25 protein-coding genes are annotated in these 26,875 nt (G+C 63.6%); 15 read left to right on the top strand and 10 right to left on the bottom strand.

Features of this window, described 5'->3' with window-relative positions; genetic code table 11:
• Window positions 1-330 precede the first annotated feature (330 nt).
• Window positions 331-1,104 carry a sugar phosphate isomerase/epimerase family protein gene (locus tag ACIQH5_RS15385; RefSeq protein ID WP_400404867.1) on the top strand — a complete coding sequence of 258 codons (774 nt, stop codon included), beginning with the start codon at window positions 331-333 and terminating at the stop codon, window positions 1,102-1,104.
• A gap of 27 nt (window positions 1,105-1,131) precedes the next feature.
• Here ACIQH5_RS15385 and ACIQH5_RS15380 read toward each other — a convergent pair whose 3' ends face one another.
• Window positions 1,132-1,884 carry an alpha/beta hydrolase gene (locus ACIQH5_RS15380; RefSeq protein ID WP_400404864.1) on the bottom strand — a complete coding sequence of 251 codons (753 nt, stop codon included), beginning with the start codon at window positions 1,882-1,884 and terminating at the stop codon, window positions 1,132-1,134.
• Window positions 1,881-2,918: a LacI family DNA-binding transcriptional regulator gene (locus ACIQH5_RS15375; protein ID WP_400404861.1), complete on the bottom strand. Its 1,038-nt coding sequence runs from the start codon at window positions 2,916-2,918 to the stop codon at window positions 1,881-1,883. The genes ACIQH5_RS15380 and ACIQH5_RS15375 overlap by 4 nt, the downstream gene beginning before the upstream one ends.
• Before the next feature lie 196 nt (window positions 2,919-3,114).
• On the opposite strand from ACIQH5_RS15375, the gene ACIQH5_RS15370 reads away from it, so the two are divergent.
• The 4 genes from ACIQH5_RS15370 to ACIQH5_RS15355 all read left to right on the top strand — a co-directional run bounded on the left by ACIQH5_RS15370 (window position 3,115) and on the right by ACIQH5_RS15355 (window position 6,928).
• A complete protein-coding gene (locus ACIQH5_RS15370) occupies window positions 3,115-4,284 on the top strand; it encodes a Gfo/Idh/MocA family protein (RefSeq protein ID WP_062068445.1) in 1,170 nt (389 codons plus the stop codon).
• Window positions 4,284-5,498: a dihydrodipicolinate synthase family protein gene (locus tag ACIQH5_RS15365; RefSeq protein ID WP_400404858.1), complete on the top strand. Its 1,215-nt coding sequence runs from the start codon at window positions 4,284-4,286 to the stop codon at window positions 5,496-5,498. The genes ACIQH5_RS15370 and ACIQH5_RS15365 overlap by 1 nt, the downstream gene beginning before the upstream one ends.
• Window positions 5,495-6,337 carry a sugar phosphate isomerase/epimerase family protein gene (locus ACIQH5_RS15360; protein WP_400404855.1) on the top strand — a complete coding sequence of 281 codons (843 nt, stop codon included), beginning with the start codon at window positions 5,495-5,497 and terminating at the stop codon, window positions 6,335-6,337. The genes ACIQH5_RS15365 and ACIQH5_RS15360 overlap by 4 nt, the downstream gene beginning before the upstream one ends.
• Before the next feature lie 420 nt (window positions 6,338-6,757).
• Complete coding sequence (locus ACIQH5_RS15355; RefSeq protein ID WP_400404852.1) at window positions 6,758-6,928, top strand: hypothetical protein; 171 nt, start codon at window positions 6,758-6,760, stop codon at window positions 6,926-6,928.
• Between the two features lie 4 nt (window positions 6,929-6,932).
• Here ACIQH5_RS15355 and ACIQH5_RS15350 read toward each other — a convergent pair whose 3' ends face one another.
• The 4 genes from ACIQH5_RS15350 to ACIQH5_RS15335 form a co-directional block, all read right to left on the bottom strand.
• Complete coding sequence (locus ACIQH5_RS15350; protein ID WP_400404850.1) at window positions 6,933-7,157, bottom strand: hypothetical protein; 225 nt, start codon at window positions 7,155-7,157, stop codon at window positions 6,933-6,935.
• Between the two features lie 5 nt (window positions 7,158-7,162).
• Entirely contained in the window at window positions 7,163-8,242 is a 1,080-nt protein-coding gene (locus tag ACIQH5_RS15345; protein WP_400404847.1) for a YihY/virulence factor BrkB family protein, read from the bottom strand.
• A gap of 90 nt (window positions 8,243-8,332) precedes the next feature.
• A complete protein-coding gene (locus tag ACIQH5_RS15340) occupies window positions 8,333-9,094 on the bottom strand; it encodes an ABC transporter permease (RefSeq protein ID WP_400404844.1) in 762 nt (253 codons plus the stop codon).
• A complete protein-coding gene (locus ACIQH5_RS15335; RefSeq protein WP_400404842.1) occupies window positions 9,091-10,047 on the bottom strand; it encodes an ATP-binding cassette domain-containing protein in 957 nt (318 codons plus the stop codon). The genes ACIQH5_RS15340 and ACIQH5_RS15335 overlap by 4 nt, the downstream gene beginning before the upstream one ends.
• A 102-nt stretch (window positions 10,048-10,149) precedes the next feature.
• Between ACIQH5_RS15335 and ACIQH5_RS15330 the strand changes: the two genes are divergently transcribed.
• Window positions 10,150-10,911: a TetR/AcrR family transcriptional regulator gene (locus ACIQH5_RS15330; protein WP_400404840.1), complete on the top strand. Its 762-nt coding sequence runs from the start codon at window positions 10,150-10,152 to the stop codon at window positions 10,909-10,911.
• Window positions 10,912-10,926: 15 nt separating this feature from the next.
• Here ACIQH5_RS15330 and ACIQH5_RS15325 read toward each other — a convergent pair whose 3' ends face one another.
• Entirely contained in the window at window positions 10,927-11,586 is a 660-nt protein-coding gene (locus ACIQH5_RS15325; protein WP_400404838.1) for a response regulator, read from the bottom strand.
• Entirely contained in the window at window positions 11,583-12,809 is a 1,227-nt protein-coding gene (locus ACIQH5_RS15320) for a sensor histidine kinase (protein WP_400404836.1), read from the bottom strand. The genes ACIQH5_RS15325 and ACIQH5_RS15320 overlap by 4 nt, the downstream gene beginning before the upstream one ends.
• A 132-nt stretch (window positions 12,810-12,941) precedes the next feature.
• Here ACIQH5_RS15320 and ACIQH5_RS15315 point away from each other — a divergent pair, with 132 nt between their 5' ends.
• The gene (locus ACIQH5_RS15315) at window positions 12,942-13,733 is read left to right on the top strand and encodes an ABC transporter ATP-binding protein (RefSeq protein WP_400404833.1); all 792 of its coding nucleotides are present in this window, start codon (window positions 12,942-12,944) and stop codon (window positions 13,731-13,733) included.
• Window positions 13,718-15,415 (top strand): hypothetical protein, encoded by a 1,698-nt coding sequence (locus ACIQH5_RS15310; protein ID WP_400404830.1) that lies wholly within the window; start codon window positions 13,718-13,720, stop codon window positions 15,413-15,415. Before ACIQH5_RS15315 ends, ACIQH5_RS15310 begins: the two co-directional genes overlap by 16 nt.
• 12 nt (window positions 15,416-15,427) lie before the next feature.
• Here the strand turns inward: ACIQH5_RS15310 and ACIQH5_RS15305 are convergent, their stop codons facing one another.
• A complete protein-coding gene (locus ACIQH5_RS15305; protein WP_400404827.1) occupies window positions 15,428-16,696 on the bottom strand; it encodes an ROK family protein in 1,269 nt (422 codons plus the stop codon).
• Window positions 16,697-16,778: 82 nt separating this feature from the next.
• Here ACIQH5_RS15305 and xylA point away from each other — a divergent pair, with 82 nt between their 5' ends.
• From xylA to ACIQH5_RS15270, 7 genes are all read left to right on the top strand, one after another.
• Window positions 16,779-17,966 carry a xylose isomerase gene (gene xylA, locus ACIQH5_RS15300; RefSeq protein WP_400404824.1) on the top strand — a complete coding sequence of 396 codons (1,188 nt, stop codon included), beginning with the start codon at window positions 16,779-16,781 and terminating at the stop codon, window positions 17,964-17,966.
• A 90-nt stretch (window positions 17,967-18,056) separates the two neighbouring features.
• The gene (locus ACIQH5_RS15295; RefSeq protein WP_400404821.1) at window positions 18,057-19,487 is read left to right on the top strand and encodes a xylulokinase; all 1,431 of its coding nucleotides are present in this window, start codon (window positions 18,057-18,059) and stop codon (window positions 19,485-19,487) included.
• Between the two features lie 67 nt (window positions 19,488-19,554).
• On the top strand, window positions 19,555-20,538 hold the full coding sequence (locus ACIQH5_RS15290; protein WP_400405065.1) for a LacI family DNA-binding transcriptional regulator: 984 nt from the start codon (window positions 19,555-19,557) through the stop codon (window positions 20,536-20,538).
• A gap of 226 nt (window positions 20,539-20,764) precedes the next feature.
• The gene (gene araB / locus ACIQH5_RS15285; RefSeq protein ID WP_400404818.1) at window positions 20,765-22,486 is read left to right on the top strand and encodes a ribulokinase; all 1,722 of its coding nucleotides are present in this window, start codon (window positions 20,765-20,767) and stop codon (window positions 22,484-22,486) included.
• Window positions 22,483-23,190 carry an L-ribulose-5-phosphate 4-epimerase gene (locus tag ACIQH5_RS15280; protein WP_400404816.1) on the top strand — a complete coding sequence of 236 codons (708 nt, stop codon included), beginning with the start codon at window positions 22,483-22,485 and terminating at the stop codon, window positions 23,188-23,190. The genes araB and ACIQH5_RS15280 overlap by 4 nt, the downstream gene beginning before the upstream one ends.
• 59 nt (window positions 23,191-23,249) lie before the next feature.
• On the top strand, window positions 23,250-24,785 hold the full coding sequence (araA, locus tag ACIQH5_RS15275) for an L-arabinose isomerase (protein ID WP_400405064.1): 1,536 nt from the start codon (window positions 23,250-23,252) through the stop codon (window positions 24,783-24,785).
• The gene (locus tag ACIQH5_RS15270; protein ID WP_400404814.1) at window positions 24,782-25,693 is read left to right on the top strand and encodes an aldose 1-epimerase family protein; all 912 of its coding nucleotides are present in this window, start codon (window positions 24,782-24,784) and stop codon (window positions 25,691-25,693) included. Before araA ends, ACIQH5_RS15270 begins: the two co-directional genes overlap by 4 nt.
• An 86-nt stretch (window positions 25,694-25,779) precedes the next feature.
• On the opposite strand, the gene ACIQH5_RS15265 is transcribed toward ACIQH5_RS15270, so the two are convergent.
• Window positions 25,780-26,790, bottom strand: a complete 1,011-nt coding sequence (locus tag ACIQH5_RS15265) for a LacI family DNA-binding transcriptional regulator (protein WP_400404811.1) — start codon at window positions 26,788-26,790, stop codon at window positions 25,780-25,782.
• Window positions 26,791-26,875: the final 85 nt, after the last annotated feature.

Genomic DNA, 26,875 nt, shown 5'->3' with positions numbered 1-26,875 from the left:
TGCACCCGTAACCTCTGGTGCGTGTGGCGGGAGCGGGTGCGGAGCTGGTGCTTAAGGGGTGCGTGTGGCGGGAGCGGGAGCGGCTTTGGCGCTGACCTACGCCCATACCTAGGCCACCCCGTCCTTCAGCAGTGGTTCCGGACGTCGCACCCTTTTCCGCCGTTTGCACCAGTAACCTCTGGTGCGCGTGGGGGGAACGGGTGCGGTGCTGGCGCTTATGGGGTGCGCACGGCGGGAGCGGGTGCGCGCGGCTGGCGGATTCGGGTGCGGAAATGCTCACCAGGCGATCCGCCCTTACCGGGTAAGCGCATTCCCGGTATCCTGTGAAGCATGATCGACCTCACCACTCTGGCTGACCTCACGCCTGGCATTTGCTCCGTCACCCTTCGCTCGCACGGGATCGACGAGGTGGTCCGAATTTCCTCGAATGCGGGTCTTGCCGGCATCGAGTGGGGTACTGATGTCCATGTGAGTGATGCTGATTCAGCCTCGCACGCCAAGGCCGCCACTGAAGCCGCCGGACTGACAGTTCTGTCGCTCGGCTCGTACTACCGCTGCGGCGCCTTCGGGGACTTCGGGCGCGCGCTGGACCTTGCCATCGCTGTCGGCGCCCCAAGGATCAGGGTATGGGCCGGGGAGCTTGGCTCGGCCGGCGCGAGCCAGGAGCACTGGGACGCGGTGGTGAAGGACACCCAACGCATTGCCGACCTGGCCTCTGAACGCGGCGTGGCCATTGCTTTCGAATACCACGGGAACACCCTCACCGACTCCCCCGCCACCACCCTCGACCTCCTGAACCGGGTCAACCACGCCAACGTCGGCACTTACTGGCAGCCCGCCGTCGGACTTTCAGACCAGCAGGCGCTGGAGTCCCTCCACCAGGTCCTGCCGCATGTGGTGGGCGTGCATTGTTTCTCGTGGGGGCCGGAGGCCGAGCGCTTCCCGCTGCGCAACCGGAAGTTGCTGTGGCAGACCGTCACCGATGTTCTGCGGGGCAACGGCAAGGACACGGACATCATGTTGGAATTCGTCGAGGACGACCTTCCGGACAACGTGCTCAACGACGCCGCTTTCCTGCACACCATCACTTTGGGCGAGGACTAACCTTTCCGGCGGACCACGCTGCCCGGGCTATACAGCCCAACCCATCCGGCGGAGCCACGCGGCGCAGAGCCCGGTCCATTGCTCGGCGCCGGGCGTGCCTGCTGCGAGGCCGATGCCGTGGATGCCGTTCGGGAAAACGTGCAGCTCCGTGGCAACTCCGGCCCTGCTCAGCGCTCCCGCGTAGGCCAGGCTGTGGCCGACAGGGACGGATTGGTCGTCGGCCGTGTGCCAGAGGAACGCCGGGGGTGTTGCCGGGGTGACGTGCAGTTCGGCGGAGAGCTGCCGCAGGATTTCAGGCCCCGCCCCCTCGCCGGCCAGGTTGTCCACGGACCCTTGGTGCACCGAATCCACGAAGGAAATGACCGGATAGCAGAGGATGCTGAGGTCCGGAACCGACTCGCGGATGTCCAGCGCAGGATCGCCCGCGGGCACCTGCACAGACAAAGTAGCGGCCAGATGCCCACCCGCCGAGAACCCGAGGACACCCGCACGCGAGGGATCAACCTTCAGGCCATGCCCTCCGTTGCGGATCCAGATCATGGCTTGCTTGGCGGCGGCTAACGGCGCCGGGTGCCGATGCGGAGCCACTGGATATCGCAGCACGAACGCGTGGATCCCCAGCGAAGCGAGCCACTCTGCCACAGGTTCGGCTTCATGGTCTGCCGTTTTCGAGTAGCCTCCGCCGGGCAGAACCAGGACTGCGGGCGCCGCCAGACCGGAAGGCCCGACGGCGGGAATCACTGTGAGCGCTCGGGGCGCCTCAGCCTCCGCTGCGGTCATACCTGCGATTCCATCGGGGTTTCAGTGCTGCGGCGGAGCTTGACCGCGCCGCTGACAGGCGGAGTGTCAGGGTCTCCTGCGGCGAGGCGTCCAATGTCCTCGAGCGGCAAATGCACCGTTGAAAGAGCGGGCCGGAAGTCGCGGAGGGTCTCAATATCGTCGAAGCCGGCAATCGTGGCGTCCCGGGGAATCCACACGCCTTCGGGTCGGAGCGCAGCGGTAACGCCAATGGCCATGACGTCGTTGACGGCGAAGATGCACAGCCGGTTCGGGGACGCCTTGATCCGGTCCGCGAGCGCCAGGCCGGCTTCATATCCCCCGGCGCGGTTGAATCCGGTGCGGATGATTTCCGCTGTGGGCCGGCCGGCGTCTGCGAGTCCTCGCTGGAATCCGCGGACCCGGTCGTCTGAGGTGTAGAGCCCTTCGGGGCCGGCAACGATCAGGAATTCGCCGTCGTGGGTAGCGGCCAGTTCGGCGGCCAGCCCCGCAGCGAGTTCCTCATTGGGGACCTTCACCACGTGGTAGCCCTCGGTGGTGGACGCTCCAACTACCGGGTGGCCCACCACTCCCACGTGCCCGCCGTTGCGGCAGTAGCGGTCCAATTCGGCAGCGAGTTCAGTGTTTCCTTGCTTGTCCTCGGCGCGGACGGAGCGCGATCCGGCGATCACGATGGAGTCGGCACGGCGGGCAGCGAATGCAGCTACTGCTTCCTTTTCGTCGTGCGGTGCGCCGGATGTGCTGGCCAGCAGGACCATGCGGTTCTGTTGGCGGGCCGCTTCCTGGACGCCGCGGGCGATGGCGGAGAAGTAGGGATCGGCTATGTCGTGGACAATCAGTCCGATCAACCCTGAACTGGACTTGGCGAGCGCCTGCGCCTGCGCATTGGGAACATAACCCAGCTTGTCGGCGGCGTCGCGGACGCGCTCGGCGATGTCCTCGGCCGGCTTGCGGGCGGAGCCGTTAAGGACCCGGGATGCCGTGGCCAGGGAGACCCCGGCCAAACGGGCAACTTCACTCAGTGTGCTGGCGGCCACGGGGGCCCTCCTTTTCTGCAAGCGTCGGGACTGGCGCTAAGGAAATTATGGCAGTTCTCTCAGAATTTTGGGAAAGCGCTTGCCAACACGGCGCGCCATGGTGCATGATCGATTGCAGCGGGAATGCGCTTTCCCACATGACAGAAGTAAGCACCGGCAACGCTCAGCGGCCGGCACACAAGGCACTGGAGAAAACATGGGCTTCGAAACAAAGACGATCCGTATCGCCATGAACGGCATCACCGGCCGTATGGGCTACCGCCAGCACTTGCTGCGGTCCATCCTCCCCATCCGCGATGCTGGCGGCTTCACTCTCGAAGACGGCACCAAGGTTCAGGTGGAACCGATCCTGGTTGGCCGCAACGAAGCCAAGATCCGCGAGCTCGCCGAGCTCCACAAGGTCTCCGAATGGTCCACCGACCTGGACGCCGTCATCGCCGATCCCACCGTGGACATCGTGTTTGACGCTTCCATGACCAGCCTCCGCGCCGCCACCTTGAAGAAGGCAATGCGCGCCGGCAAGCACATCTTCACCGAAAAGCCCACGGCCGAGACCCTGGAAGAGGCAATCGAGCTCGCCCAGATCGGCAAGGAATCCGGCGTCACGGCAGGCGTTGTGCACGACAAGCTGTACCTCCCCGGCCTGGTGAAGCTCCGCCGTCTGGTGGATGAAGGCTTCTTCGGCCGCATCCTCTCCATCCGTGGCGAATTCGGCTACTGGGTCTTCGAAGGCGACGTCCAGGCTGCACAGCGTCCCTCCTGGAACTACCGCAAGGAAGACGGCGGTGGAATGACCACGGACATGTTCTGCCACTGGAACTACGTCCTTGAAGGCATCATCGGCAAGGTCAAGAGCGTCAACGCCAAGACCGCCACGCACATCCCCGCACGTTGGGACGAGGCCGGCAAGGAATACAAGGCCACCGCCGACGACGCTTCCTACGGCATCTTCGAACTGGAGACCCCGGGCGGCGACGACGTCATCGGCCAGATCAACTCCTCCTGGGCCGTCCGCGTCTACCGCGACGAACTGGTGGAGTTCCAGATCGACGGTACGCACGGTTCCGCCGTCGCCGGTTTGAACAAGTGCGTTGCGCAGCAGCGCGCCCACACCCCCAAGCCCGTCTGGAACCCGGACCTGCCCGTCACGGAATCCTTCCGCAGCCAGTGGCAGGAAGTTCCCGCCAACGCTGAACTGGACAACGGCTTCAAGCTGCAGTGGGAAGAATTCCTGCGCGACGTCGTCGCCGGCCGCGAGCACCGCTTCGGTCTGCTCTCCGCAGCCCGCGGCGTGCAGCTGGCTGAGCTCGGCCTGCAGTCCTCGGCTGAACGCCGCACCATCGACATCCCGGAGATCACCCTCTAATGACGTCACTGATTCTTCCCACCAACGACGGCGGCACCCGCGAGTACCGCCTTCAGGCGGCCACATCGTGGGTCAAGCCGACCGCTCCTTTGACGGCCCGCCGCGCCTACGCCGCAGCACACGTCATCCCTGAGGTCGCCGCGGACAACACCCCCGGCGCGCCGGCCCAGCTCGACTGGGACGCCACCCTGGCGTACCGTCACGAGCTGTGGTCCTATGGCTTGGGCGTTGCCGACGCCATGGACACCGCACAGCGTGGCATGGGCTTGGACTGGGCCGCGACCCAGCAGCTCATCAAGCGCACCGGCGCCGAGGCCGCCTCCGTGGTGGCAGCGGGCAACGCCGCTATCGCCGGTAAGTCCGTCCGCGACCTCGTGTCCTGTGGCGCAGGCAGCGACCAGCTGGACATTGCGACGCTCCCTGAGGGGGCGGCCGGAATCCAGGCCGTCATCGACGCTTACCGTGAGCAGATCGCCGTCGTCAGTGAGGCCGGCCCCAAGGTCATCCTCATGGCATCCCGCGCCCTGGCCAAGGTTGCCAATGGTGCCGACGACTACCTGCACGTCTACTCGACGCTGCTTCAGGAAGTCGACCAGCCCGTCATCCTGCACTGGCTCGGCACCATGTTTGACCCCGCACTGGCTGGCTACTGGGGCTCCGACGACGTCTCCGTCGCCACCGAAACGTTCCTCAGCCTGATCCGCGAGCACTCGGACAAGGTTGACGGCGTAAAGGTTTCGCTGCTGGACGCCTCACACGAGGTCGCCCTCCGCGCCAACCTGCCGGAAGGCGTCCGCCTCTACACCGGCGACGACTTCAACTACCCGGAACTGATCGACGGCGACGAAACTCACCACTCGGACGCCCTTCTGGGCATCTTCGCTGCCATCTACCCAGCCGCTTCGGTCGCGTTGCAGAAATACGACGCCGGTCAGGGCGCCGAAGGGCGCGCCATCCTGGACTCCACCCGTGAGCTCGGAAAGCACATCTTCAGCGCACCCACGTTCTACTACAAGACCGGCATCGCGTTCATGTCATGGCTCAACGGCAAGCAGCCCGGATTCCAGATGGTGGGTGGACTGCACTCGGGCCGCTCGGTGCTGCATTTGGCGAAGACGTTCGAACTGGCAGACCAGGCCGGTCTGCTGAAGGACCCCTCGCTGGCCGCGTTCCGGATGTCGGACTTCCTGCGGATCAACGGGGTGGGCGCATGAGCTCCGATTTCTCGCGTCTCTCCTTGAACAGCGCCACCACCAAAAAGTGGACCTTGGCCGAGGCCGTTGACGGTTGCGCCCGCGCAGGCATCCCCGCGATCGGGCCGTGGCGTGACCGCGTTGCCGAGGCCGGACTGGACAAGGCAGCCAAGCTCATCAAGGACGCCGGACTCCGCGTTTCCTCGTTGTGCCGCGGCGGCTTCCTGACGGCGGCCGATCCCGAGGGACAGGCCGCTGCATTGGCAGACAACTTCGAAGCCGTGCGCGAAGCAGTAGCGCTGGACACCCAGGAACTGTTCCTGGTGGTTGGCGGGCTCGCCCCGGGTGAGAAGGACGTCGTCGCCGCTCGTCAGCGCGTGGCGGACCGCCTTGAAGAACTGGTTCCTTTCGCCTCCGAAAACGGCGTCCGTCTGGTGTTGGAACCACTGCACCCGATGTACGCAGCGGACCGCGCACTCATCTCCACCCTTGGCCAGGCACTCGATCTCGCCGCGCCGTACGACGCAAAGGCCGTTGGCGTCGCCGTCGACACCTTCCACGTCTGGTGGGATCCGGAACTGAAGGCGCAGATCGAACGTGCCGGCCGCGAAAACCGCATTGCCTCCTATCAGGTGTGCGACTTCAACCTGCCCATCGCTGCGGACGCGCTGTTGTCCCGCGGCATGATGGGCGACGGCGTCATCGACTTCGCCACCATCGGCACCTGGGTCAGGGAAGCCGGATACAAGGGCGACATTGAGGTTGAGATCTTCAACCAGGAAATCTGGGATGCCGATGGGGACAGTGTCCTCGAAACCATGAAGCAGCGCTACGCGGAGCTCGTCCTCCCGTTCGCGTAACAACGTGATCCTCCCGCGGATGCCCTAAGCGCTGCGGGAGGATCGCTCCAAAGCCAGCGGGCTCCTGCCAAGGTCACGGCAGGGGCCCGCTTTTGCGTGCACGCAAGGCTCGACGACGACGCGCGGGTAAGTGCCGCCGTCGGGCCTTCAGCGTGATTGGTTCGTGTACGGTGCGGCCACCACCCACTTTGATTGCTGGCATCGGTGGACACGCCGCATTGTGCGTGTGTCGCGGAGCTTTGCGTTTCAAAGTAGGTGGTGACCGCACGCTGGCCTTTGTGTCAGCTGTAAGTCCTCGAACGCGCAGGTGAGATAAGTGCTACACAGCTGAAACATTGCGTCGATGGGAGGAAACAATGGGCACCTACGCTGGTTTTACCTGGACAAAGACGTCCACGAAACCCCTGAAAGGACACCACCATGATGCTCTTGAAGACACTGACCTTTTTCCTCGACGCCAGCGGCAGCCACAGCGGGCCGTCCGGCGATTCCGCCAGCGAACACGCCCCTGCTGTTTCTGTGCGGCTGACGTCCAGCGCCTGGGAGGGCTGGTGGGATGACGCCGATCAGGGTTTCCCCGCCGAAGCCTGATCGCTCAGGAAGATCGAGCAGTCAGCTGCATCTTGGCCTTCGGCCGGCCGATCAAGGTGACCGAGCCGCCGTCGAGCCCTTCCAGTTCCAGCTTGATGTTCCGGGAGCCTTCTTCAGGTTCCACGGAGTTGACCTGAAAAACCTCACCACTGATCCGGACGTTGTCGCCATTCTTGATGGCTTTGAGCTTCTTGCTACGCATTTCGGTGCTTACGGCGGGAGTCTTCATGCGGGTTACTTGCTCTTCCCGGGCTCGTCGCCGTGGGTTTCACGGATTTCTTCGCCGTCCCGAATTACTTCGTCGTCCTTCTCCTGCATCTTGTCGCTCTTCTTCGTGTCGCGCGGCGGGAGTTGAATGCTTTCTTCTGCCTCAATGCCGCCCTGCAGTTGGCGGCCGCGCTCCATTTCGGCGTCGAACTCGGCACCGAACAGCAAGGACATGTTGAGGATCCAGAGCCACAGCAGCATGATGATGACGCCCGCGAGGGCACCGTACGTCTTGTTGTAGTTACTGAAGTTTGCAACGTAGAAACCGAAGCCCAGCGACGCCAGCGCGAAAATCACCAGGGCAATGAGCGAACCCATGCTCATCCAACGGAACTTGGGCTGCTTGACGTTGGGGGTGAAGTAGTAGAGCACGGCAATGATCGCGACCACGATAACTATGAGGACCGGCCATTTGGCGATATTCCACACGGTCAAGAAGGTTTCAGACAATCCGATGGCACCGCCGATGGCCTCCGCCACGGGCCCGCTCAGGACCAGCATGGCGGCTGCCAGCGCAGCGCCGACGACGGCAACGATGGTAACGGCGAGCATGGTGCCGCGCAGTTTCACGAATCCGCGGCCCTCGTCCACTTCGTACACACGATTCATGGCCCGGCTGAAGGCTGTGGTGTATCCGGATGCCGACCAAAGCGCCACCAAAATACCGAAAACTAAGGCAAGCCCGGCCGTGTTGGACCTCGTCAGTTCCTCGATTGGCTGACGCAGGGCGTCAACACCCGGCCCCGGCGCGAACTGTTGGACTATGTCAAGCAGAGCCGAGGTGGTCCGTCCGGCGTCGCCAAAGATGCCGATCAGCGAAACCAATGCCAGGAGGGCGGGAAACAGCGAGAGGACGGCGTAGTAGGTCAGCCCTGCCGCTGCATCCGGGCACTGATCCTTGGTGAACTCCCGTAGCGTCCGCTTGGCGATGTACATCCACGTGGGCTTGGCGAGGTCATTCGGGCTGTCGGGCTTACGCGAATCCTCCGGAGAAGGAGCGGTCTGCGCCTTGGCCGTGCTTGTGTGGGCTGAGTCTTGTGTAGTCATGGGGCACTCGTCCGTGGGGTTGGTATTCGCGAACAGCTAACCCATCAATAGTAAGCATACTGATGAATGCTTCGGAAGTCCCGCACCGATTTATCGCCTGCGACCTCGGAAGATTATCGAGGCGCCCACCCAGCCTGCCATTCCCAGCCCCAGGCACCAAGCCGCAGCAAGCCACCCCGAGGCGGCAGCATCGCCGCCCATAAGGAACGTCCGCAACGCCTCCGTGACCGGCGTAAACGGCTGATGCTCGGCAAAACCCTGCAACCATGACGGCATGGTTTCCGGTCTCACGAACGCACTGCTGACATACGGCAGGAAGATAGTGATGCTGGTAAGGCCACTGGCCGCTTCCGGACTGAGGAGCAGGCCTGCCAACGTGGATAACCAGGTGAAAGCGAGAATGAAGGCCAGAAGCAGCGCAACCGCCGCGAGGACACCCCCGAAGGATGCCTGCGGCCGAAACCCCAGAACAAGGGCACAAACCATCAGAACCGCACTGGTGGCCAGGTTCCGCAGAGTACTGGCCACCACGTGGCCAGCCAAGACTGTAGAGCCGGCAATGGGCATGGTCCGGAACCGGTCCACCACGCCGGCTTTGATGTCCTGGGCCACGCTGACGGCAGTTTGAGACGAACCGAAGGCCGCACACATCAACAGGAGCCCCGGCATCACGTAATTCACGTACCCGCCACCGGATTGGATGGCTCCGCCGAAAACCCAGACGAAGGCAAACAGGATGCCCACGGGCACCATCAGTGAGATCACAAGGGAATCCACGGTCCTGATGGTCCGGAAAAGTTCCCGTTTGACCATGGTTCCAGTGTTTGCGGCGTAGAGAAAAACCGAGGTCATCGCTTCGCCTCCTTCTTGGTTGTCAGTGCCAGGAAGACATCATCCAGGGTGGGTTTGATGATGGAGATGCTGCCAACCGTGCATCCCGCAGCACTCAGGCTGGCAATAACCGAGGTGACAACGGCCGCGGTGTCAGCCGTTGCCACACGGATGGTGAGCAGATCGTCGTCGTGCGTCACGTTCAAACCCGCACCCTCCTCGCTTCGGACGAGCGCGAGGGCCTTGCCGAAGTCCAGCGGGTCCTGGAACCCGAATTCCACATGGCCGGCGGGGACCAATCGCTTCAACTCCTCTGCGGTTCCCCGAGCCATGATGCGCCCATCGTTGAGCACCGCTATGGAATCCGCCAGCCGATCAGCCTCTTCCAGGTACTGGGTGGTCAAGAACACGGTGACTCCTTGCCGTGACAGGCCGCGCACAGCGTTCCATACCGCCAGCCTGCTCCGCGGATCCAACCCCGTTGTGGGCTCGTCCAAGAAGAGCACTTCCGGACGCCGCACCAGGCTCATGGCAAGATCCAAGCGCCGAACCATGCCTCCGGAATACGTGGACACCTTGCGGCCCGCCGCCTCTTGAAGATCAAATTCCCGCAGCAACTCATCAGCCCGGCTGGTAGCCCTCGCGCCTGCCAAAAGGTGTAAGCGGCCAATCATGGTCAGGTTTTCCCGGCCGGTGAGGAACTCATCCACGGCCGAGGCCTGACTGGTGACGCTGAGAAGGTTCCGAACCGCAGCGCCCTGGCGTACGACGTCGAACCCTCCTACGGCGGCAGTCCCCCCATCGGCGCGCAGAAGCGTGGTAAGGATGGCCACCAGCGTCGATTTCCCCGCCCCGTTGGGACCCAGCAGGGCGAAAACGCTGCCCTGGGGGACGCTCAAATCGATGCCAGCCAAGGCGGTCTTGCCGCCGTAACTCTTGCGGAGATCCGAAATATCGATTGCTGATCCAGTCATGATGCCCCCCCAATTATTTGTTTATGCCATAAACTGTTTATAGCAGAAGCAGTTCGCTGTGTATACCCGAAACAGTTAGGCTGGCTGCGAGGGAAGGAAGCCATGCCGCAGGACGAACCGAACCCCGTGGACTTGCCGCCGGGCATCGCCATCGCGTGGGGGCTGGAGCGTCCATCCACCAGGGGCTCAAAAGCAGAGCTAAGCGCAGGCCGGATTGTGGACGCTGCCATCCGGCTCGCCGACAAGGAGGGGCTGGCCGCCGTTTCCATGGCCCGGTTGGGCAAGGAACTGGGCTTCACTTCCATGTCCCTCTACCGCCACCTGCGCTCCAAGGAGGAGCTCTTGGTCCTCATGGTGGACGCAGCATTCGGCGAACCGGATCTTGACGGCACCCCGGGGCCCACCGCACCCGGCGGTGAGCCCGACTGGCGAGTGGCCACCCGCAACTGGGCCAAAGCCATTGAGCAGAGGTACCGGCAACATCCGTGGATACTCGACCACCCGGTGACAGGCCCTCCGGCCTCGCCCCACGAGCTTCTCTGGCTGGAGCAACTCCTGCGGGCGCTCGCGCCAACGCCGCTCACGGCGTCGGAAAAACTCAATTCCGCCCTCATGCTGGCCAACCTGGTTCGCTCCAGCACGAGGATGGAACTCGACGTGGCTGACAACGATTCCCCCGCTGCCTTCGAGGCCTACGTGGGCTTGCTCTTCACACTCTTGGACCCTGGGACACATCGCGAAGTATTGGGCCTGTTCAGCGATCCCGAGCTGGCCGTCATGGAGCAAGCCGGAGACGAGCTCAGCTTCGCTTTAGAACGTTACCTTGACGGTATGGAAGCCCTGATGGTGCTGCGCAGGGTCTGATTGCGCCCCAATTCACTAGAAGCTGTTTCGCTCATCGTGTGCCATGATGGCCAACTGGATCCTGTTCTCCACGCCGAGTTTGGACAGCGAACTGGAAATGTGGGACTTCACGGTTCCCAAGGACATGTACAGCCGCTGAGCTATCTCCGTGTTGTTAAGCCCTTCGGCAACTGCGAAGGCAACCTCGCGTTCTTTGTCCGACAACCGGGCAAGGTTCCCGCCCTCGGTTCCAAAACTAGGGGGCTCGATCACGTGATCGATCAGCTGACGCAAAACTGCCGGAGATACTGCGGGGTCCCCTTGCGCCGCTTTGCGGACCGCATCCACGATCTCAGCAGGCGGGGTGTGCTTCAAAAGGAAGCCGGAAGCTCCGGAACGCAGGGCCTCCAGAACGTCGGCGTCCGCCCGGAACGTGGTCAGCATGATCACAGGGATCCCCCGGAAAAGGCGCTGCCCCTGCAACAGTCGGAGAGCCGCCAGCCCATCAACACGTGGCATACGGATGTCCATCAACACAACGTCCGGTTCCAACTCGGTCACCGCCGCGATCACTTGGTCACCATCCGAGGCTTCCCCCACCACTACAAGGTCTGCCGCCCCTCCAAGCATCAGGCGCAGGCCAGAGCAGACGATGGGGTCGTCGTCGACAATCAGCACGCGAGTGGTTCCCGTCATGACGCTCCTGACGGCAAGCGACCCACAAGGGTGAACCTGCCCTGCGAGATACCGTGCTCCAAGACGCCGCCGTCAATCCGGACCCGTTCCCTCAATCCGATCAGCCCTTTGCCTGTCACGGCAAGATCAGTTTCCGTCAAGCCCAAGGGAACCGGATTGGAGATGGAAACTTCAACGGTGCCGTCTATCCCACGGATGAGAACAGAAACCCTCGCATGCTGGGCGTGCTTCCTCGCGTTGGTCAGCCCTTCCTGCGCAATCCGGTAAATGGTGCGTTGGAGGGTGTCACGCAGGCTGGCAGTCAAAGACTCATCAAAGTCCATGTCCACGTGTTGACCGGCACTCCGCGCCTCCTGCACCAACGCAGGCACATCGCTGAGCCTGGGCTGCGGCCTCCCCCGGGTTTGCAGAGGCGATTCCGCGTCGTCACGAAGCACGGACAAGACCTCCCTCAATTCCTCCACTGCAATGGTGGCATTGCTGCGAATGATGGCCGCAGCCTGGTGAATCTCCGCCTCCGAAAGCCGCGGCACCGCATCCGCCGGCGGGGGCAAGGTCCTGAATTCAAGTGCACCGGCATGCACCGAAAGCAGTGAGATGCGGTGGGCCAGGACATCGTGCATTTCACGCGCGATCTTTTCCCGCTCGCCGCGACGCGCGCTGGCTAGCTCCGCTTCATAGCGCTCCCTGTCGTTCGCCGCCACCTGCTTAAGGCCTTCGATCACCTGCATGCGGGATCTCGACAGGAGCCCGAAACTCAACGGGAGAAGGTAGACCACCGGAATGACAATGGCCCACACCAGCCAGCTCATGCCTGGTAGAGGAAAGTACCAGTGGTAGGGAAGGGCCAGAATGATGTGGGCAATGGTCACAGGGATCATCGCCCTCGGATTAGCCAACGAGGCTGCACGGTAAATTCCCGCCAACACAGCGAACCCTCCGGTCACCGCAATGGAACCGGGAAGAATCAGGAAACAGGCAATAGCCATGGGGTAGCGGCGAAGCCACCACAGCGACAAGCAAGCAAGAAGACCCAATACACGGTCAATTGGCCAGTACCAGGCGGGAAGGGCCGCGAAATAGCCCGCAATATCAAACCCGTAGTAGTGCCACAGCAAGAGCGACACACCAAACACCACCGAGTCGCTGACCCACTGCCCTGGGCTCCGTGTGGCCACGAAGGGGTTTAAAGCCCACCACAGACCTCGCTCCGCATCTGCCATACCTCGAGAATACGGAGCCGGGAGGGTCACTCCAAGCATCCCCGCGTACCAGCCGCAAAGACTAGCCGCCTGACCGGGCCAAGTGGTCAGGTGGACGATGCACTGCGCGTCCCGTTGCCGGAGAGTAAGTGCATGAGCGCACCCCTTCCCACATCCAACGACTCATCCTTCGCTTTCGAAATGGACGGCCTTTTCCGGGAATTCTCCGGCAAGACGGCGGTGGACAACATTTCCCTGCGGGTTCCCCACGGCTCCTTCTACGGGCTGGTGGGTCCAAACGGGGCAGGGAAGACAACAGCACTGTCCATGGCCGTGGGCCTTCTGCGTCCCAGCAGCGGCAGGGCATTAGTGCAAGGTGTCGACGTCTGGGAACATCCAGTTGAAGCTAAGAAGCATTTCGGTGTTCTACCCGACGGCCTGGCGCTTCCCGAGCGGCTCACCGGAGGGGAGCTGCTCACGTACTGGGGGCGATTCCGAGGTCTCAACGCAGCGTCCACGGCCGCCCGCAGTGCTGAACTGCTTCGGATTCTGGAACTCGAAGAAGCTGAGAGCATCGGGACCCTTGTTGGTGAATACTCCACGGGCATGCGCAAGAAAATCGGCTTGGCCACGGCACTCTTGCACGCTCCCTCCGTCCTGGTACTCGACGAACCATACGAAGCCGTTGACCCGGTGTCCGGGCGGGTGTTGACCAGCATCCTGCGCAGGTTCACCTCCACGGGCGGTTCCGTCATCATCTCCAGTCACGTCATGAGTCTGGTGGAGGAACTCTGCGACCGGGTCGCCATCATCGTCCGGGGCAAGGTGGTAGCCGACGGAACGCTTGAAGATGTCCGCTCCGGGCAAACGTTGGAGGAGCGCTTCGTTGACTTGGTGGGTTCCACGGAACTCACCGGAGAGGACTTGTCATGGATCGGAACCTGATTGCCCTGAAGTTCACCCTGTTAAGGAACTCATCCAAGGGCCTCCGCATGGCGGGGTGGATCAGCGGGGCCGTCCTGGTCCTCGCCACCTGGGCTGCAGCACTCTTCGCGGCCGGCCCCAACGTCCGGTCGACGGTCTTGGCGCTCGCCTTTGCCGGGTGGGGTTTGGGAGCCGCGCTGGGCCCCGTCCTCATGAGCGGGACCGGTTTGCTGAGGCCCGACTACTTCGCCCTGCTTCCGATCGAGCGCAGGCGGCTGGGCCGAGGCCTCCTGCTGAGCGTCTTCGTTAGCATCGCCTCCGCCTTCGTCCTCCTGGCCTTCCTCAGCTCTGCCGTCCACGCGTGGCTGTTGTCGCCAGCCACGGTGATCCTGGCCGTCGCCGGCGCTCCGCTCACATGGATCTTCGCCGTCACGCTCTCCCGTCTTGTCTACGGGCTACTCGGCGCCGCCATGCGTTCCAAACTGGGTGTCGAGATCGCTGCCATCCAATTCGGGCTCATGTTCGCCGTGATGTTTACGGGCTGGATGGTGGCCCAGGTTGCCATTCAGACCGTTCCGGCCCTCCTGTCCCGTGGCATAGAGGACACCACCGTCAACGCCGTGCTCAACGCATCCCCAACCTCATGGCCAATTCTGGCCATGGAGCAGGCCGCCGCCGGGGACTGGACGGGCGGCGTCCTGCTACTGGGCGCGCTCGCAGCCTTGGACGCCATCCTGATCGCAGCAACGATTGCCCTCCTCACTCCTCGAACCGACGTTCCCTCGCACCGCCCGCGCGGCAAGGCCAGGTCCCGGGGCTTCGTGGCCGGCGGTGGGATTCTGCCCGCCACCCAGATGGGGGCGGTCATTTCCAAGGAAGTCCGGCAATGGTGGCGCGACCCGTGGCGCGCGTTGGAGCTTAGGACTGCGGTGTGGACCGGAATCGCGATTGGAGGATTCGCGTTGGCCAGCGGAACTTACGCCGGAGTCTCAGGCTTCGCCGGACTCATTGTCGCGGCCATGCTTGGACTCAGCGCCTGCAACCTCTACGGCCAAGACGGAACGGCCGTATGGCAGAACATCGTTGGCCAGGATGCCACATCCATCCGCGCTGACGTCCGCGGCAGGCAATGGGCCACCCTGCTGGTGTTCCTCCCGCAAGCCCTGTTTATCTCGGTTCTCTTCGTGCTGCTGAGCCGGCAGTGGTGGGCCATCCCATTCCTGCTGGCGGCGCTTCCGGCCACATTCGGCGCGGCCTGCGGTGCGGCCATCCTCATGTCAGCTACGGGTGTTTCCCCAGGTGTTGATCCCCGACGACGGGTGGGCCCCAACGACGCCAATGGAAACATCAGCATTCATGTGTGGCTGGTCATACTCGCCATTTTTGCAGGCACCTTACCCACCAGCGCCATGATCACCTTGACCGCGCTGGATCCCTCCGCGGGACTCACTGCGGCCGCCGTAGTGGTTGGCATTGCGAATGGCTGGCTGGCAGCCTGGGCCATGGGCAGAGTCGCCATTGCTTATCTGAGCAACCGCATGCCGGACATCTTCAGCCGTATCCGGTACGGTCAGGTTTTCCGAGCGGACAACTCCGGAGGGGTCCTTCAGTGGGTGGAAGCCACAACGCTCAAGGGTGAACAGACCATGCGCGAGCAACAGAAAAAACAGCGCGAGGAACGCGTGGAGGCCGCCAAACGGTAGCCTTCCACACATTCAGGCCAGTTTGCTCGCCAGCAGGAACTCAAATGGCGACTCAATCACGGACCGGATCACTTGGCCGGCAGCGCCGAGGAGCGTTCCGGAGTGCTCAAGGGTGGAAACCGTGAGATTGCCCGGATCCAGCAGGCCTGGCGCGTATCGCTCCAAACTTGTGAGCAGCGCCGGCCTGAGCCACTCCGCAAGCACGGCGAAGTGCCCACCGAGGACTACAACCTCAATGTCCATCAAGCGGGCAGAAGAGGCGAGCGCAACGCCCAAGTACCTCCCGGCGTCATGAACTGCCTGAGTGGCCCGCGGCTCCTGAGCAGCCAAGGCCGCTAGAAGCAGTTCCGTGCGCTCGCCCAGCGATCCTTGCGGAGTTCCAGCAGCCTCGAAAATGGCTTCCTGTCCAGCGAACGTTTCCAGGCATCCCGTGCCGCCGCAGGAGCAGCCCGGCCCATCCGGGTGGACCACAATGTGGCCAAGTTCGCCCGCAGTACCGCCAGGTCCGGTATAAAGCTCGGAGCCGATAATGACGCCCCCGCCCACACCGACTTCCCCAGAAACATAGAGGAAGTCCGGCTGTCCAGTGCCATACCAAAGCTCACCGAGAGCAGCACTATTGGCCTCGTTGGAGAGTCGGACACCCAGCGGGGCACCCTCCAGCAGGGCCCGGGGATTCAGCTCCTCTTGCTCCCAGTGCAGGTTAGGCGCGGAAAGGACAAGGTTGCGCTGCTCATCCACCAGCCCCGGGACCGCGAGGCCACCACCCAGGATGGCGATATTGGCGGCGGCGGCCTCGGCCTTCACCTCAGCCGTCAAGAGGCCAAGGCGTTCCATAACCTTGGCCGGAGCCAGACCGCGGTTCCGCGACTCCACCGTTGAGTGGAACCGGAGGTTTCCGCCAAGGTCCACCAGCCCAACAGCCAGGTAGTCAACGTTGATCTCCATTCCCACCACGCCGCGGCGCGAGCTGAGTTCGAGCCCCTGCCCCGGCCGACCCCGCTCGCCGTCACGATAGAGACCCACCTCGGAAACCAGCCCGGATTCCACGAGGTCGGCAACAAGACTGGATACGGCGGCTTTAGTGAGTCCGGTACCGGCCGCGAGCTGTGCGCGGCTGGGTTTGGCGTCCCCGGTTCGGGCGATGGAGTCCAAGACGAGCGAAAGATTTCGACGGCGGACGTCCCCTACCCGCCCAGGCGCGGCTGCTTCATTCACTGGCGTGGGACCTCCCTGCAGATTCGAAGAACTTTTTTCCAGCTTCCATTGACCATGATCCATTATCCCCCATATAGTTCAGATTGAAAACTAATTGGAACGCACTTCTTCAAGTTCTTCCCCAGTGCTTTGCAAAGGAGCAAATATGACCCCGCAGCCCACCCCGCAGGACCGCTTCACCTTTGGTCTCTGGACCGTCGGCTGGACCGGCGCTGATCCCTTCGGCGTAGCCACCCGCCCGGCACTGGACCCTGTGGAAGCCGTGCACAAACTCAGCGAGCTGGGCGCCTACGGCATCACTTTCCACGACAATGATCTGATTCCCTTTGACGCCACGGCCTCCGAGCGCGACCTCATCCTGAAGAACTTCAAGGGAGCCTTGGCAGAGACCGGGCTGAAGACACCCATGGTGACCACCAACCTCTTCAGCCACCCGGTGTTTAAGGACGGCGGCTTCACGTCGAACGATCGCTCCATCCGCCGCTTTGCCCTCAGCAAAATCCTTCGGAACATTGACCTCGCCGCAGAGCTTGGCGCAGAGACCTTCGTGATGTGGGGCGGCCGTGAAGGCAGCGAATACGACGGCTCCAAGGACCTCTCCGCAGCGCTGGACCGCATGAAGGAAGGCGTGGACACCGCAGCCGGGTACATCAAGGAAAAGGGCTACGGCCTCCGCATCGCACTGGAGCCCAAGCCGAACGAACCCCGCGGCGACATCTTCCTCCCCACTGTCGGCCACGGCCTGGCGTTCATCGCGCAGCTCGAACATGGCGACATCGTGGGCCTCAACCCGGAGACCGGCCACGAACAGATGGCCGGGCTGAACTTCACCCACGGCATCGCCCAGGCCCTGTGGGCGGGCAAGCTCTTCCACATTGACCTCAACGGCCAGCGCGGCATCAAGTACGACCAAGACCTCGTTTTCGGCCACGGCGACCTCACCAGCGCCTTCTTCACGGTTGACCTGCTGGAGAACGGCTTCCCCAACGGCGGACCAAAGTACGACGGCCCCCGCCACTTCGACTACAAGCCCTCACGTACCGACGGCTACGACGGCGTGTGGGAATCGGCCAAGTCCAACATGTCCATGTACCTCTTGCTGAAGGAACGCGCTCTGGCCTTCCGCGCAGATCCGGACGTTCAGGAGGCACTTGCTACGTCGGGCGTGTTCGAGCTGGGCGAGCCGACGTTGAACGCCGGCGAAACCACGGCGGACCTGCTCGCTGACGCCAGCGCCTTCGAAACGTTCGACGCCGATCAGGCCGCCGAACGCTCGTTCGCTTTCGTCCGCCTCAACCAGCTGGCCATCGAGCACCTGCTCGGCGCCCGCTAAATCAGCCCACCACACTGATAACCCGCCGCCAGGTCGTTCCGGAATTCACTCACGGAACGGCCTGGCTGCGGACCCCAAAAGGATTAACGCATGCCTCTCGTAGCCGGGATCGATAGCTCAACCCAGTCCTGCAAAGTGATCATCCGGGACTCCGTCACCGGTGCCTTGGTGCGCCAAGGCAGGGCCTCCCACCCTGACGGCACCGAAGTCCACCCGGATCACTGGTGGACAGCCCTGCAGGACGCGATCACCCAGGCAGGCGGCCTTGACGACGTCGATGCCGTCTCCATCGGTGGACAGCAGCACGGCATGGTGTGCTTGGACGAATCCGGCAACGTCGTCCGGCCGGCCCTGCTGTGGAACGACACCCGTTCGGCGCCCGACGCGGAGGAGTTAATCCTTGAAGCCGGCGGTGGCGATGCCGCTGCCGGGGCCTCATATTGGGCCTCCACCACAGGCACAGTTCCGGTAGCATCCCTGACCGCCACCAAGCTTCGCTGGCTCGCACGGAACGAACCCGCCAATGCCCAACGTACGGCTGCGGTGTGCCTTCCGCACGATTGGCTGTCTTGGCGTTTGGCGGGTCACGGACCCGGAACCGGCCCGACATCGTTGGAACTCCTCCGCACCGACCGTTCCGATGCCTCCGGCACAGGCTACTTTTCGGCAACCACCGGAGAGTACTTGCCCGAGGTCCTGGAACGCACGCTGGGCCACGTCCCGTTGCTGCCAATCGTCGTGGGGCCTTTGGAAGCGGCGGGCAAGACTCCCACGGGCGCGTTGATCGGCCCGGGTGCGGGAGACAACGCCGCAGCAGGGCTGGGCGTCAGCGCCGCCGTCGGGGACGTTGTTATTTCGATCGGAACATCGGGGACGGTGTTCGCGGTATCAGATGTTCCCGCTCAGGATGCCAGCGGACTCGTGGCAGGCTTCGCGGACGCGACCGGCAACTACCTTCCGCTGGCCTGCACGCTCAATGCGACCCGGATCTTCGACGCGACAGCTGCACTGCTCGGTGTAACCCTCGCAGAACTGGGCGATCTGGCCCTGTCCGCCCCCGAAGGCGCGGAGGGGCTGACCCTCGTCCCGTACTTCGAAGGGGAGCGGACACCCAATCTGCCCGATGCCACGGGATCGCTCCACGGCATCACGGTTTCCAATTACACTCCCGCCAACTTGGCCCGGGCAGCCATCGAGGGCGTGCTGTGCTCCTTGGCTGACGGGCTGGCTGCTCTGCAGGCGCAGAGTGTCTTTGCCCAGCGCATCATTCTGGTTGGCGGCGGAGCGCAATCAGACGCGGTCCAACAGATTGCAGCCTCAACGTTCGGCTTGCCTGTCTTCGTCCCAAGGCCCGGCGAGTACGTGGCCGATGGCGCTGCCAGGCAGGCCGCAGGCGTTCTCACCGGTCAGCTCCCGGGCTGGAAGCTTGAAGGGCGGGAGTTCACACCGCAGAGTGCTTCCGGGGTTCCCGGGTTCCTGGCCCGCTACCGGCTTTACGCCGCGGGGGTCGCGAAAGGCTGATCCCACACCGGTGCTCTATCGTGACAGGGTGAGCATTGAACAATCTGCACATCAGCGACCTCCTGTCATGGAGGATGTGGCCCGCGTGGCAGGCGTCTCGCACCAAACCGTGTCGCGCGTCCTGAACAACCACCCCAACGTGAGTTCCAAGACCCGCGAGCGCGTGGAACAGGCAATCACCGAGCTTGGCTACCGACGAAACACGGCTGCTCGCAGCCTGGTGACGCGGCGTTCCCAGACCATTGGCGTGCTCGGCAGCGAAATGGCACAGTACGGGCCGTCTCACACCCTCCTTGGTGTGCAGCAAGCTGCCCGGGACGCGGGCTATTTTGTGAGCGTCGCCGGTTTGCGGGAAGTCACCCCGGAGACCATCAAGGACGCTATTGCCCACTTCATGGACCAAGGCGTAGATGGCATTGTGGTCACTGTTCCCCACCCGGGTACGTTCGACGTCCTCCGCGATGTCACCGCTCAGGTTCCGCTGGTGGCTGTGGGGTCAGTGGGCGACGAACATCTCAGCGGCGCCACGGTCGATCAGAAGCAGGGGGCACGGCTTGCGGTCCAGCACCTTTTGGACCTCGGCCACACTCAGATCGGCCACTTGTCCGGGCCGTCCGATTGGATTGATGCAGCAGCCCGTATCGAGGGCTGGCAGGATGCACTGACTCAGGCCGGCCTGGAGCCAGCCACACTGATCGAGGGCGACTGGAGCGCCGAATGTGGTTATAGGGAAGGCCTGAAGATTGCGGCTGACCGTTCCGTGACCGCTCTCTTCGTGGCTAATGACCAGATGGCCCTTGGCGTCCTCCGCGCGTTCCATGAAACAGGGGTTCAGGTCCCCGGCGACGTCAGCGTGGTGGGTTTTGACGACCAGCCAGAGTCGGCATACTTCATTCCCCCGCTGACCACGGTGGCGCAGGACTTTGAGGAGCTCGGCCAGCGCTGCATCGGCTTGCTGTTGGATCGCCTCGAAAACGGCAACACGGTCTCAGCCGCCACCGTCACACCCCGCCTGGTCATCCGCTCCACCACGGCCCCCGCAGCAAACTAAGCACCCACCCCCAGGTAAGTAGCAGATCACGTCGTTCTCAGCGCTGAGAACGCCCTGATCTGCTACCTACTTGGGTGCGCCCGCTACGAACCCGCGTCATGAGCCTCGCTCCCAAACGACTAACTCTTGACATCAAAGTTGTGAGCGCTAACAATTGCATCAGACATTCTTTACTTTCCACCCCGACCCCCGGCAATGAGGCCTTGGCCAGCCGGATGGAGACCCCATGAATACCCCAGAAAATCTCCCGCTCGACGAACTGTTCGTCATCGGCGTGGACTACGGCACGTTGTCCGGCCGCGCCGTCGTTGTGCGCGTATCCGACGGCGCCGAACTCGGCAGCGGCGTGTTCGAGTACCCGCACGCTGTGGTGACAGACAAAGTCCCCGGCAGCAGCCATCGACTCCCGGCCGACTGGGCGCTCCAGGTCCCCAACGACTACCGCGACGTCCTGCGCAATGCTGTACCGGCCGCCGTCGCTGACGCCGGTATCAACCCGGCCAACGTGGTGGGCATCGCCACCGACTTCACCGCGTGCACCATGGTTCCGACGACGGCGGACGGCACGCCGCTGAACGAACTGGAACGCTTCGCTACCCGGCCGCACGCGTTCGTGAAACTCTGGCGTCACCACGCGGCCCAGCCGCAGGCTGTCCGCATCAACCAACTCGCAGAAGAACGCGGCGAGTCCTGGCTCCCGCGCTACGGTGGACTGATTTCCTCAGAATGGGAGTTCGCCAAGGGCCTGCAGCTCCTCGAGGAAGACCCTGAAGTCTACGGCGCAATGGATCATTGGGTTGAGGCCGCCGACTGGATCGTCTGGCAGCTCTGCGGCAGGTACGTCCGCAACGCCTGCACCGCTGGGTACAAGGGCATCTACCAGGACGGCAACTACCCGTCCGAGGACTTCCTGGCTGCACTCAACCCGGACTACAAGGACTTTGTGTCCGCAAAGCTTGAACACACCATCGGCCGTCTGGGAGATGCCGCGGGCTATCTGACCGAAGAAGCAGCAGCGTGGACCGGGCTTCCGGCAGGGATCGCCGTGGCTGTGGGCAACGTGGACGCCCACGTCACCGCCCCGGCCGCGAACGCGGTCCAGCCCGGACAGCTCGTCGCGATCATGGGCACGTCCACGTGCCACGTCATGAACGGCGATGTCCTGCGTGAAGTCCCGGGCATGTGCGGTGTGGTGGACGGCGGAATCGTGGACGGGCTGTGGGGATACGAAGCAGGCCAGTCAGGAGTGGGCGACATCTTCGGCTGGTTCACCAAGAACGGCGTCCCACCCGAATACCACCAGGCCGCCAAGGATAAAGGCCTGGGCATCCACGAATACCTCACCGAACTCGCGGAGAAGCAGGCCATTGGCGAGCACGGCCTCATCGCGTTGGACTGGCACTCGGGCAACCGCTCCGTGCTGGTGGACCACGAACTCTCCGGCACCGTGGTGGGCCAAACGCTGGCCACCAAACCCGAGGACACCTACCGGGCATTGCTTGAAGCCACAGCGTTCGGCACCCGCACCATCGTGGATGCCTTCCGCGATTCCGGCGTCCCGGTCAAGGAATTCATCGTGGCCGGCGGGCTGCTGAAGAACAAGTTCCTGATGCAGGTGTACGCCGACATCACCGGCCTGCAGCTTTCCACCATCGGATCCGAACAGGGCCCCGCCCTCGGCTCGGCCATCCATGCTGCAGTGGCTGCCGGGAAGTACAAGGACATCCGTGAAGCCGCCGCCGCCATGGCCTCAGCTCCGGGCGCTGTCTACACGCCGATCCCGGAAAACGTGGCCGCCTACGAGGTCCTCTTCCAGGAATACCGGACCTTGCACGACTACTTTGGCCGCGGCACCAATAACGTTATGCACCGCCTCAAGGCCATCCAGCGCGCCGCGATTCAGGGTTCACAGCCCCAGGCCACCGCCCTGGAAGGAGCCTCCGCATGAGCGCCCTGCTGGAAACCATCTCCCGGGTCCGCAAGGAAGTCTGCGGACTCCACGCCGAGCTGACCCGCTACGAACTGGTGGTCTGGACCGCGGGCAACGTCTCGGGTCGCATCCCCGGGCACGATCTCATGGTTATCAAACCCTCCGGCGTTTCCTACGACGAGCTCACACCGGAGCTCATGGTGGTCACCGATCTTTATGGCACACCTGTGCGGGGAATGAACACCGGCAGCGCGGGAACCGTGGATTGGGGCAACCCGGACCTCTCCCCGTCCTCTGATACCGCCGCACATGCCTACGTGTACCGGCACATGCCAGAGGTGGGCGGCGTGGTGCACACGCATTCCACCTATGCCACGGCCTGGGCAGCACGCGGTGAGGAAATCCCCTGCGTACTGACCATGATGGGCGACGAATTCGGCGGATCCATTCCCGTGGGACCGTTCGCGCTCATAGGCGACGACTCCATCGGCCAGGGCATTGTGGAGACCCTCAAGAACTCCAACTCCCCCGCGGTGCTCATGCAGAACCATGGGCCTTTCACCATCGGCAAGGACGCCCGCAGCGCAGTCAAAGCCGCCGTGATGTGCGAGGAAGTGGCCAGGACGGTCCACATCTCCCGCCAACTCGGCGAACCGCTGCCCATCGACCCAGCCAAGATCGAGTCGCTCTACCACCGATACCAGAACGTCTACGGCCGCTAACCCGCCTCAGCCGGCAGCCGCCAGCGCCCAAACCCGGACCACACCCAGGAGCCATGAAAATGCCCAGCGCCACCACATCATCCGCCAACAACACGTCCCTCGAACAGTTCGAGGTCTGGTTCCTCACGGGCAGCCAGCACCTGTATGGCGAGGACGTCCTCAAGCAGGTTGCAGCGCAGTCGCAGGAGATTGCCAACGCCCTGAACGCCAGCAGCGACGTACCGGTGAAGCTTGTGTGGAAGCCGGTCCTCACCGATTCTGATGCCATCCGCCGCACCGCACTGGAAGCCAATGCCGATGACGCAGTGATCGGCGTGACCGCATGGATGCACACCTTCAGCCCCGCAAAGATGTGGATCCAGGGCCTGGACCTGCTCCGCAAGCCACTGCTGCACCTGCACACCCAAGCCAACCGGGACCTTCCTTGGGCTGACATCGACTTCGACTTCATGAACCTCAACCAGGCGGCCCACGGTGACCGTGAATTCGGGTACATCCAGTCGCGCCTCGGCGTGCCGCGGAAGACCGTCGTCGGGCATGTCAGCAATCCCGAGGTCGCCCGCCAAGTTGGCGCATGGCAGCGTGCCTCGGCCGGTTGGGCCGCCGTCCGTACGCTGAAGCTCACCCGCTTCGGCGACAACATGCGCAACGTCGCCGTCACCGAAGGTGACAAGACCGAAGCCGAGCTGCGCTTCGGCGTCTCGGTGAACACGTGGTCCGTCAACGAGCTCGCCGAAGCGGTCCACGGTGCCAACGAGTCCGACGTCGACGCCTTGGTTGCCGAATACGAGCACCTTTACGAAGTGGCTGACGAGCTGAAGGCCGGCGGTACCCGCCACGAGTCGCTGCGGTACAGCGCCAAGATCGAGCTGGGACTGCGCAGCTTCCTGGAGGCCAACGGTTCCGCGGCCTTCACCACCTCCTTCGAGGACCTCGGCGAACTGCGCCAACTCCCTGGCATGGCAGTCCAGCGCCTCATGGCCGACGGTTACGGCTTCGGCGCGGAGGGCGACTGGAAAACCGCCATTCTGGTCCGCGCGGCGAAAGTCATGGGCGGGGATCTGCCCGGCGGTGCCTCGCTGATGGAGGACTACACCTATCACTTGGAGCCAGGCAGCGAGAAAATCCTGGGTGCCCACATGTTGGAGGTCTGCCCATCGCTGACCGCCAAGAAACCGCGTGTGGAGATCCACCCGCTGGGAATCGGCGGCAAGGAAGACCCCGTCCGCATGGTGTTCGATACCGACGCCGGGCCGGGAATCGTCGTCGCACTGTCCGATATGCGCGACCGGTTCCGCTTGGTGGCGAACGTGGTGGACGTCGTCGACCTCGACCAGCCGCTGCCCAACTTGCCCGTGGCCCGCGCGCTCTGGGAACCGAAGCCCAACTTCGCCACATCCGCCGCCGCGTGGCTCACTGCCGGCGCCGCGCACCACACGGTATTGTCCACGCAGGTGGGTCTGGAGGTGTTCGAGGACTTCGCCGAAATCGCCAAGACCGAGCTTCTCACCATCGACGAGGACACCACCATCAAACAGTTCAAGAAGGAACTCAACTGGAACGCCGCGTACTACAAGCTGGCCGGCGGCCTGTGAGCACTGAATTCACGCTGAGCGCGGGCGGTTACACAGCAGTTGTGACCGCCCGCGCGGCCGCGCTGCGCGTTCTGCAGTTCCAGGGCAGGGACCTGGTTGTCCCGTTTCCGGAGGGCGGTCCGATCCCGGATTACCGCGGCATCATTGCTGCGCCGTGGCCCAACAGGATCGCGGACGGCAAATACACGTTCGACGGCGTCGATCACCAGTTGCCTGTCAACGAACCTGAGCGGCGCACTGCCCTGCACGGACTGGCCTTCCCGCTCGATTGGACTTCGAAAGAAGCCGACGCCGGGTCACTCACATTGACCTGCACCGTGGGGCCCCCGGCGGGGTACCCGTTCGTGCTGGAGCTCTCGGCCCGGTTTGTGCTGGACGACGCCGGGCTTCACACGTCGGTCACGGCCCGGAACGCCGGCAGCATCGCGGCGCCCTATGGGGTCTGCCCGCACCCGTACCTCGTGGCAGGATCTTCGGCCTTGGACGAGTGGATCCTTGAGTTCGCTGCTGACTCGTTCCTTGAGGTCACGCCCGACAGGTTGCTGCCCGTTGGTATTGCGGGCGTGGACGGGCACGCCTACGACTTCCGTTCCCCGCGCGCCATCGGCAGCACCGAGATCGACCACGCCTTCACAGGAATAACGTTCGACGACGGGCTGGCGCGGCTTTCCGTACGGGACCCGGCGGGCACCGGCGTCGGAGGGTCCGGCGTCGGGATGTCCTGGGACGAAAGCTGCCAGTGGCTGCAGATCCATACGGCTGACAAGCCGGCACCGATTCCGGGCAGGATCGGCCTGGCCGTGGAGCCCATGACCTGCCCGCCGGATGCCTTCAACAGTGGAACAGACCTGATCCGCCTGGAACCCGGGGCCGAGCGCACGGCCGCGTGGAGCATCTACGCGCTGTAATTGACCCAAGTAGGTAGCAGATCAGGCCGTTCTGAACGCTCAGAACGGCCTGATCTGCTACCTAGTTGGGTTCGCCGCGGCCGATTTTAAGCGCCGGCTGTGCTTTGGCGGACCACAAGCTCGGGGGTGAACACTACGGACCTGTGCTTGGTTCCGCCGCTATCCTGCTCCTCCGCGAGCAGCTCGATCGCGGTCCGGCCCAGCGCCTCAGTGGGCTGGCGGATGGAAGACAGAGGGACCACCGCAGAAATGGCGAAATCGATGTCGTCATAGCCAATGAGCGCGATGTCCTCCGGAATCCGGACGGTCCGCAGCATGGTCAGCGATTGCATGACGCCGAGCGCCAGGAGGTCGTTGGAGCAGAACACGGCTTCGGGACGCTTTTCCGGCGAGCGCTCCACCAGCTTGTTTCCCACCTGCCGCCCGGCGAGGACTGTCTGCCCGGCGGAGTCGAGCACCTCAATGCTGGCACCGGTCACCTCGCCCACGGCACGCTGCGCGCCCTTGAGTCGGCTGGCCACCTGACGGATGGTGGGGGTGCCAACAAAAGCCAGCCGACGGCGGCCCGTGTCCAGCAGGTGCTTGGCGGCCAAATAGCCACCTTCTTGGTCGTCCACGGAGACTGAGCTGCAGCGATCGGTGTCCGCGAGTTCGTCAACCAGAACCGTGGGCACGCCGCGTTCGCGGAGCGTATCAATGCGTCCCGAAACGTCGCCCACCGGAGAAATCAAGAGACCCTGTACGCGCTGCTCCTGGAAAAGGTCCATGTAGTGGGCTTCGCGGGAGGAGTCCTGCCCACTGTCCCCCACCAGCACCACGCTGCCCAGGGCCGCCGCCGCATCTTCCGCCGCGCGAGCCACGGAGGAGAAGAAGGGGTTTCCAACGTCCAGCACGATCAGGCCAATGGTGCGGCTTTGGCCGGCGCGGAGCTGACGGGCGGCGTCGTTGCGGACGAAGCCGAGCTCAGCGATGGATTTCAGGACGCGTTCCTTGGTCCTCTGCGAAACCCTGTCCGGATAGTTCAGCACATTGGAAACAGTTCCCACTGCTACCTGGGCGTGAGTGGCAACGTCTTTGATGCTGGCTGTCTGGGACATGCTTTCCGATCTCCGCTGGCTGACGTCAATGTGTTGGAAACGCCTTGACACCCTCCCGTTTACGAGGGTAATTTGAATCGTAACA

This window comes from Paenarthrobacter sp. NPDC091711 (assembly GCF_044756605.1).
GTDB lineage: Bacteria > Actinomycetota > Actinomycetes > Actinomycetales > Micrococcaceae > Arthrobacter.
Note: the sequence above shows the minus strand (reverse complement) of the source record. Positions and strands in the feature narration are given on the sequence as shown.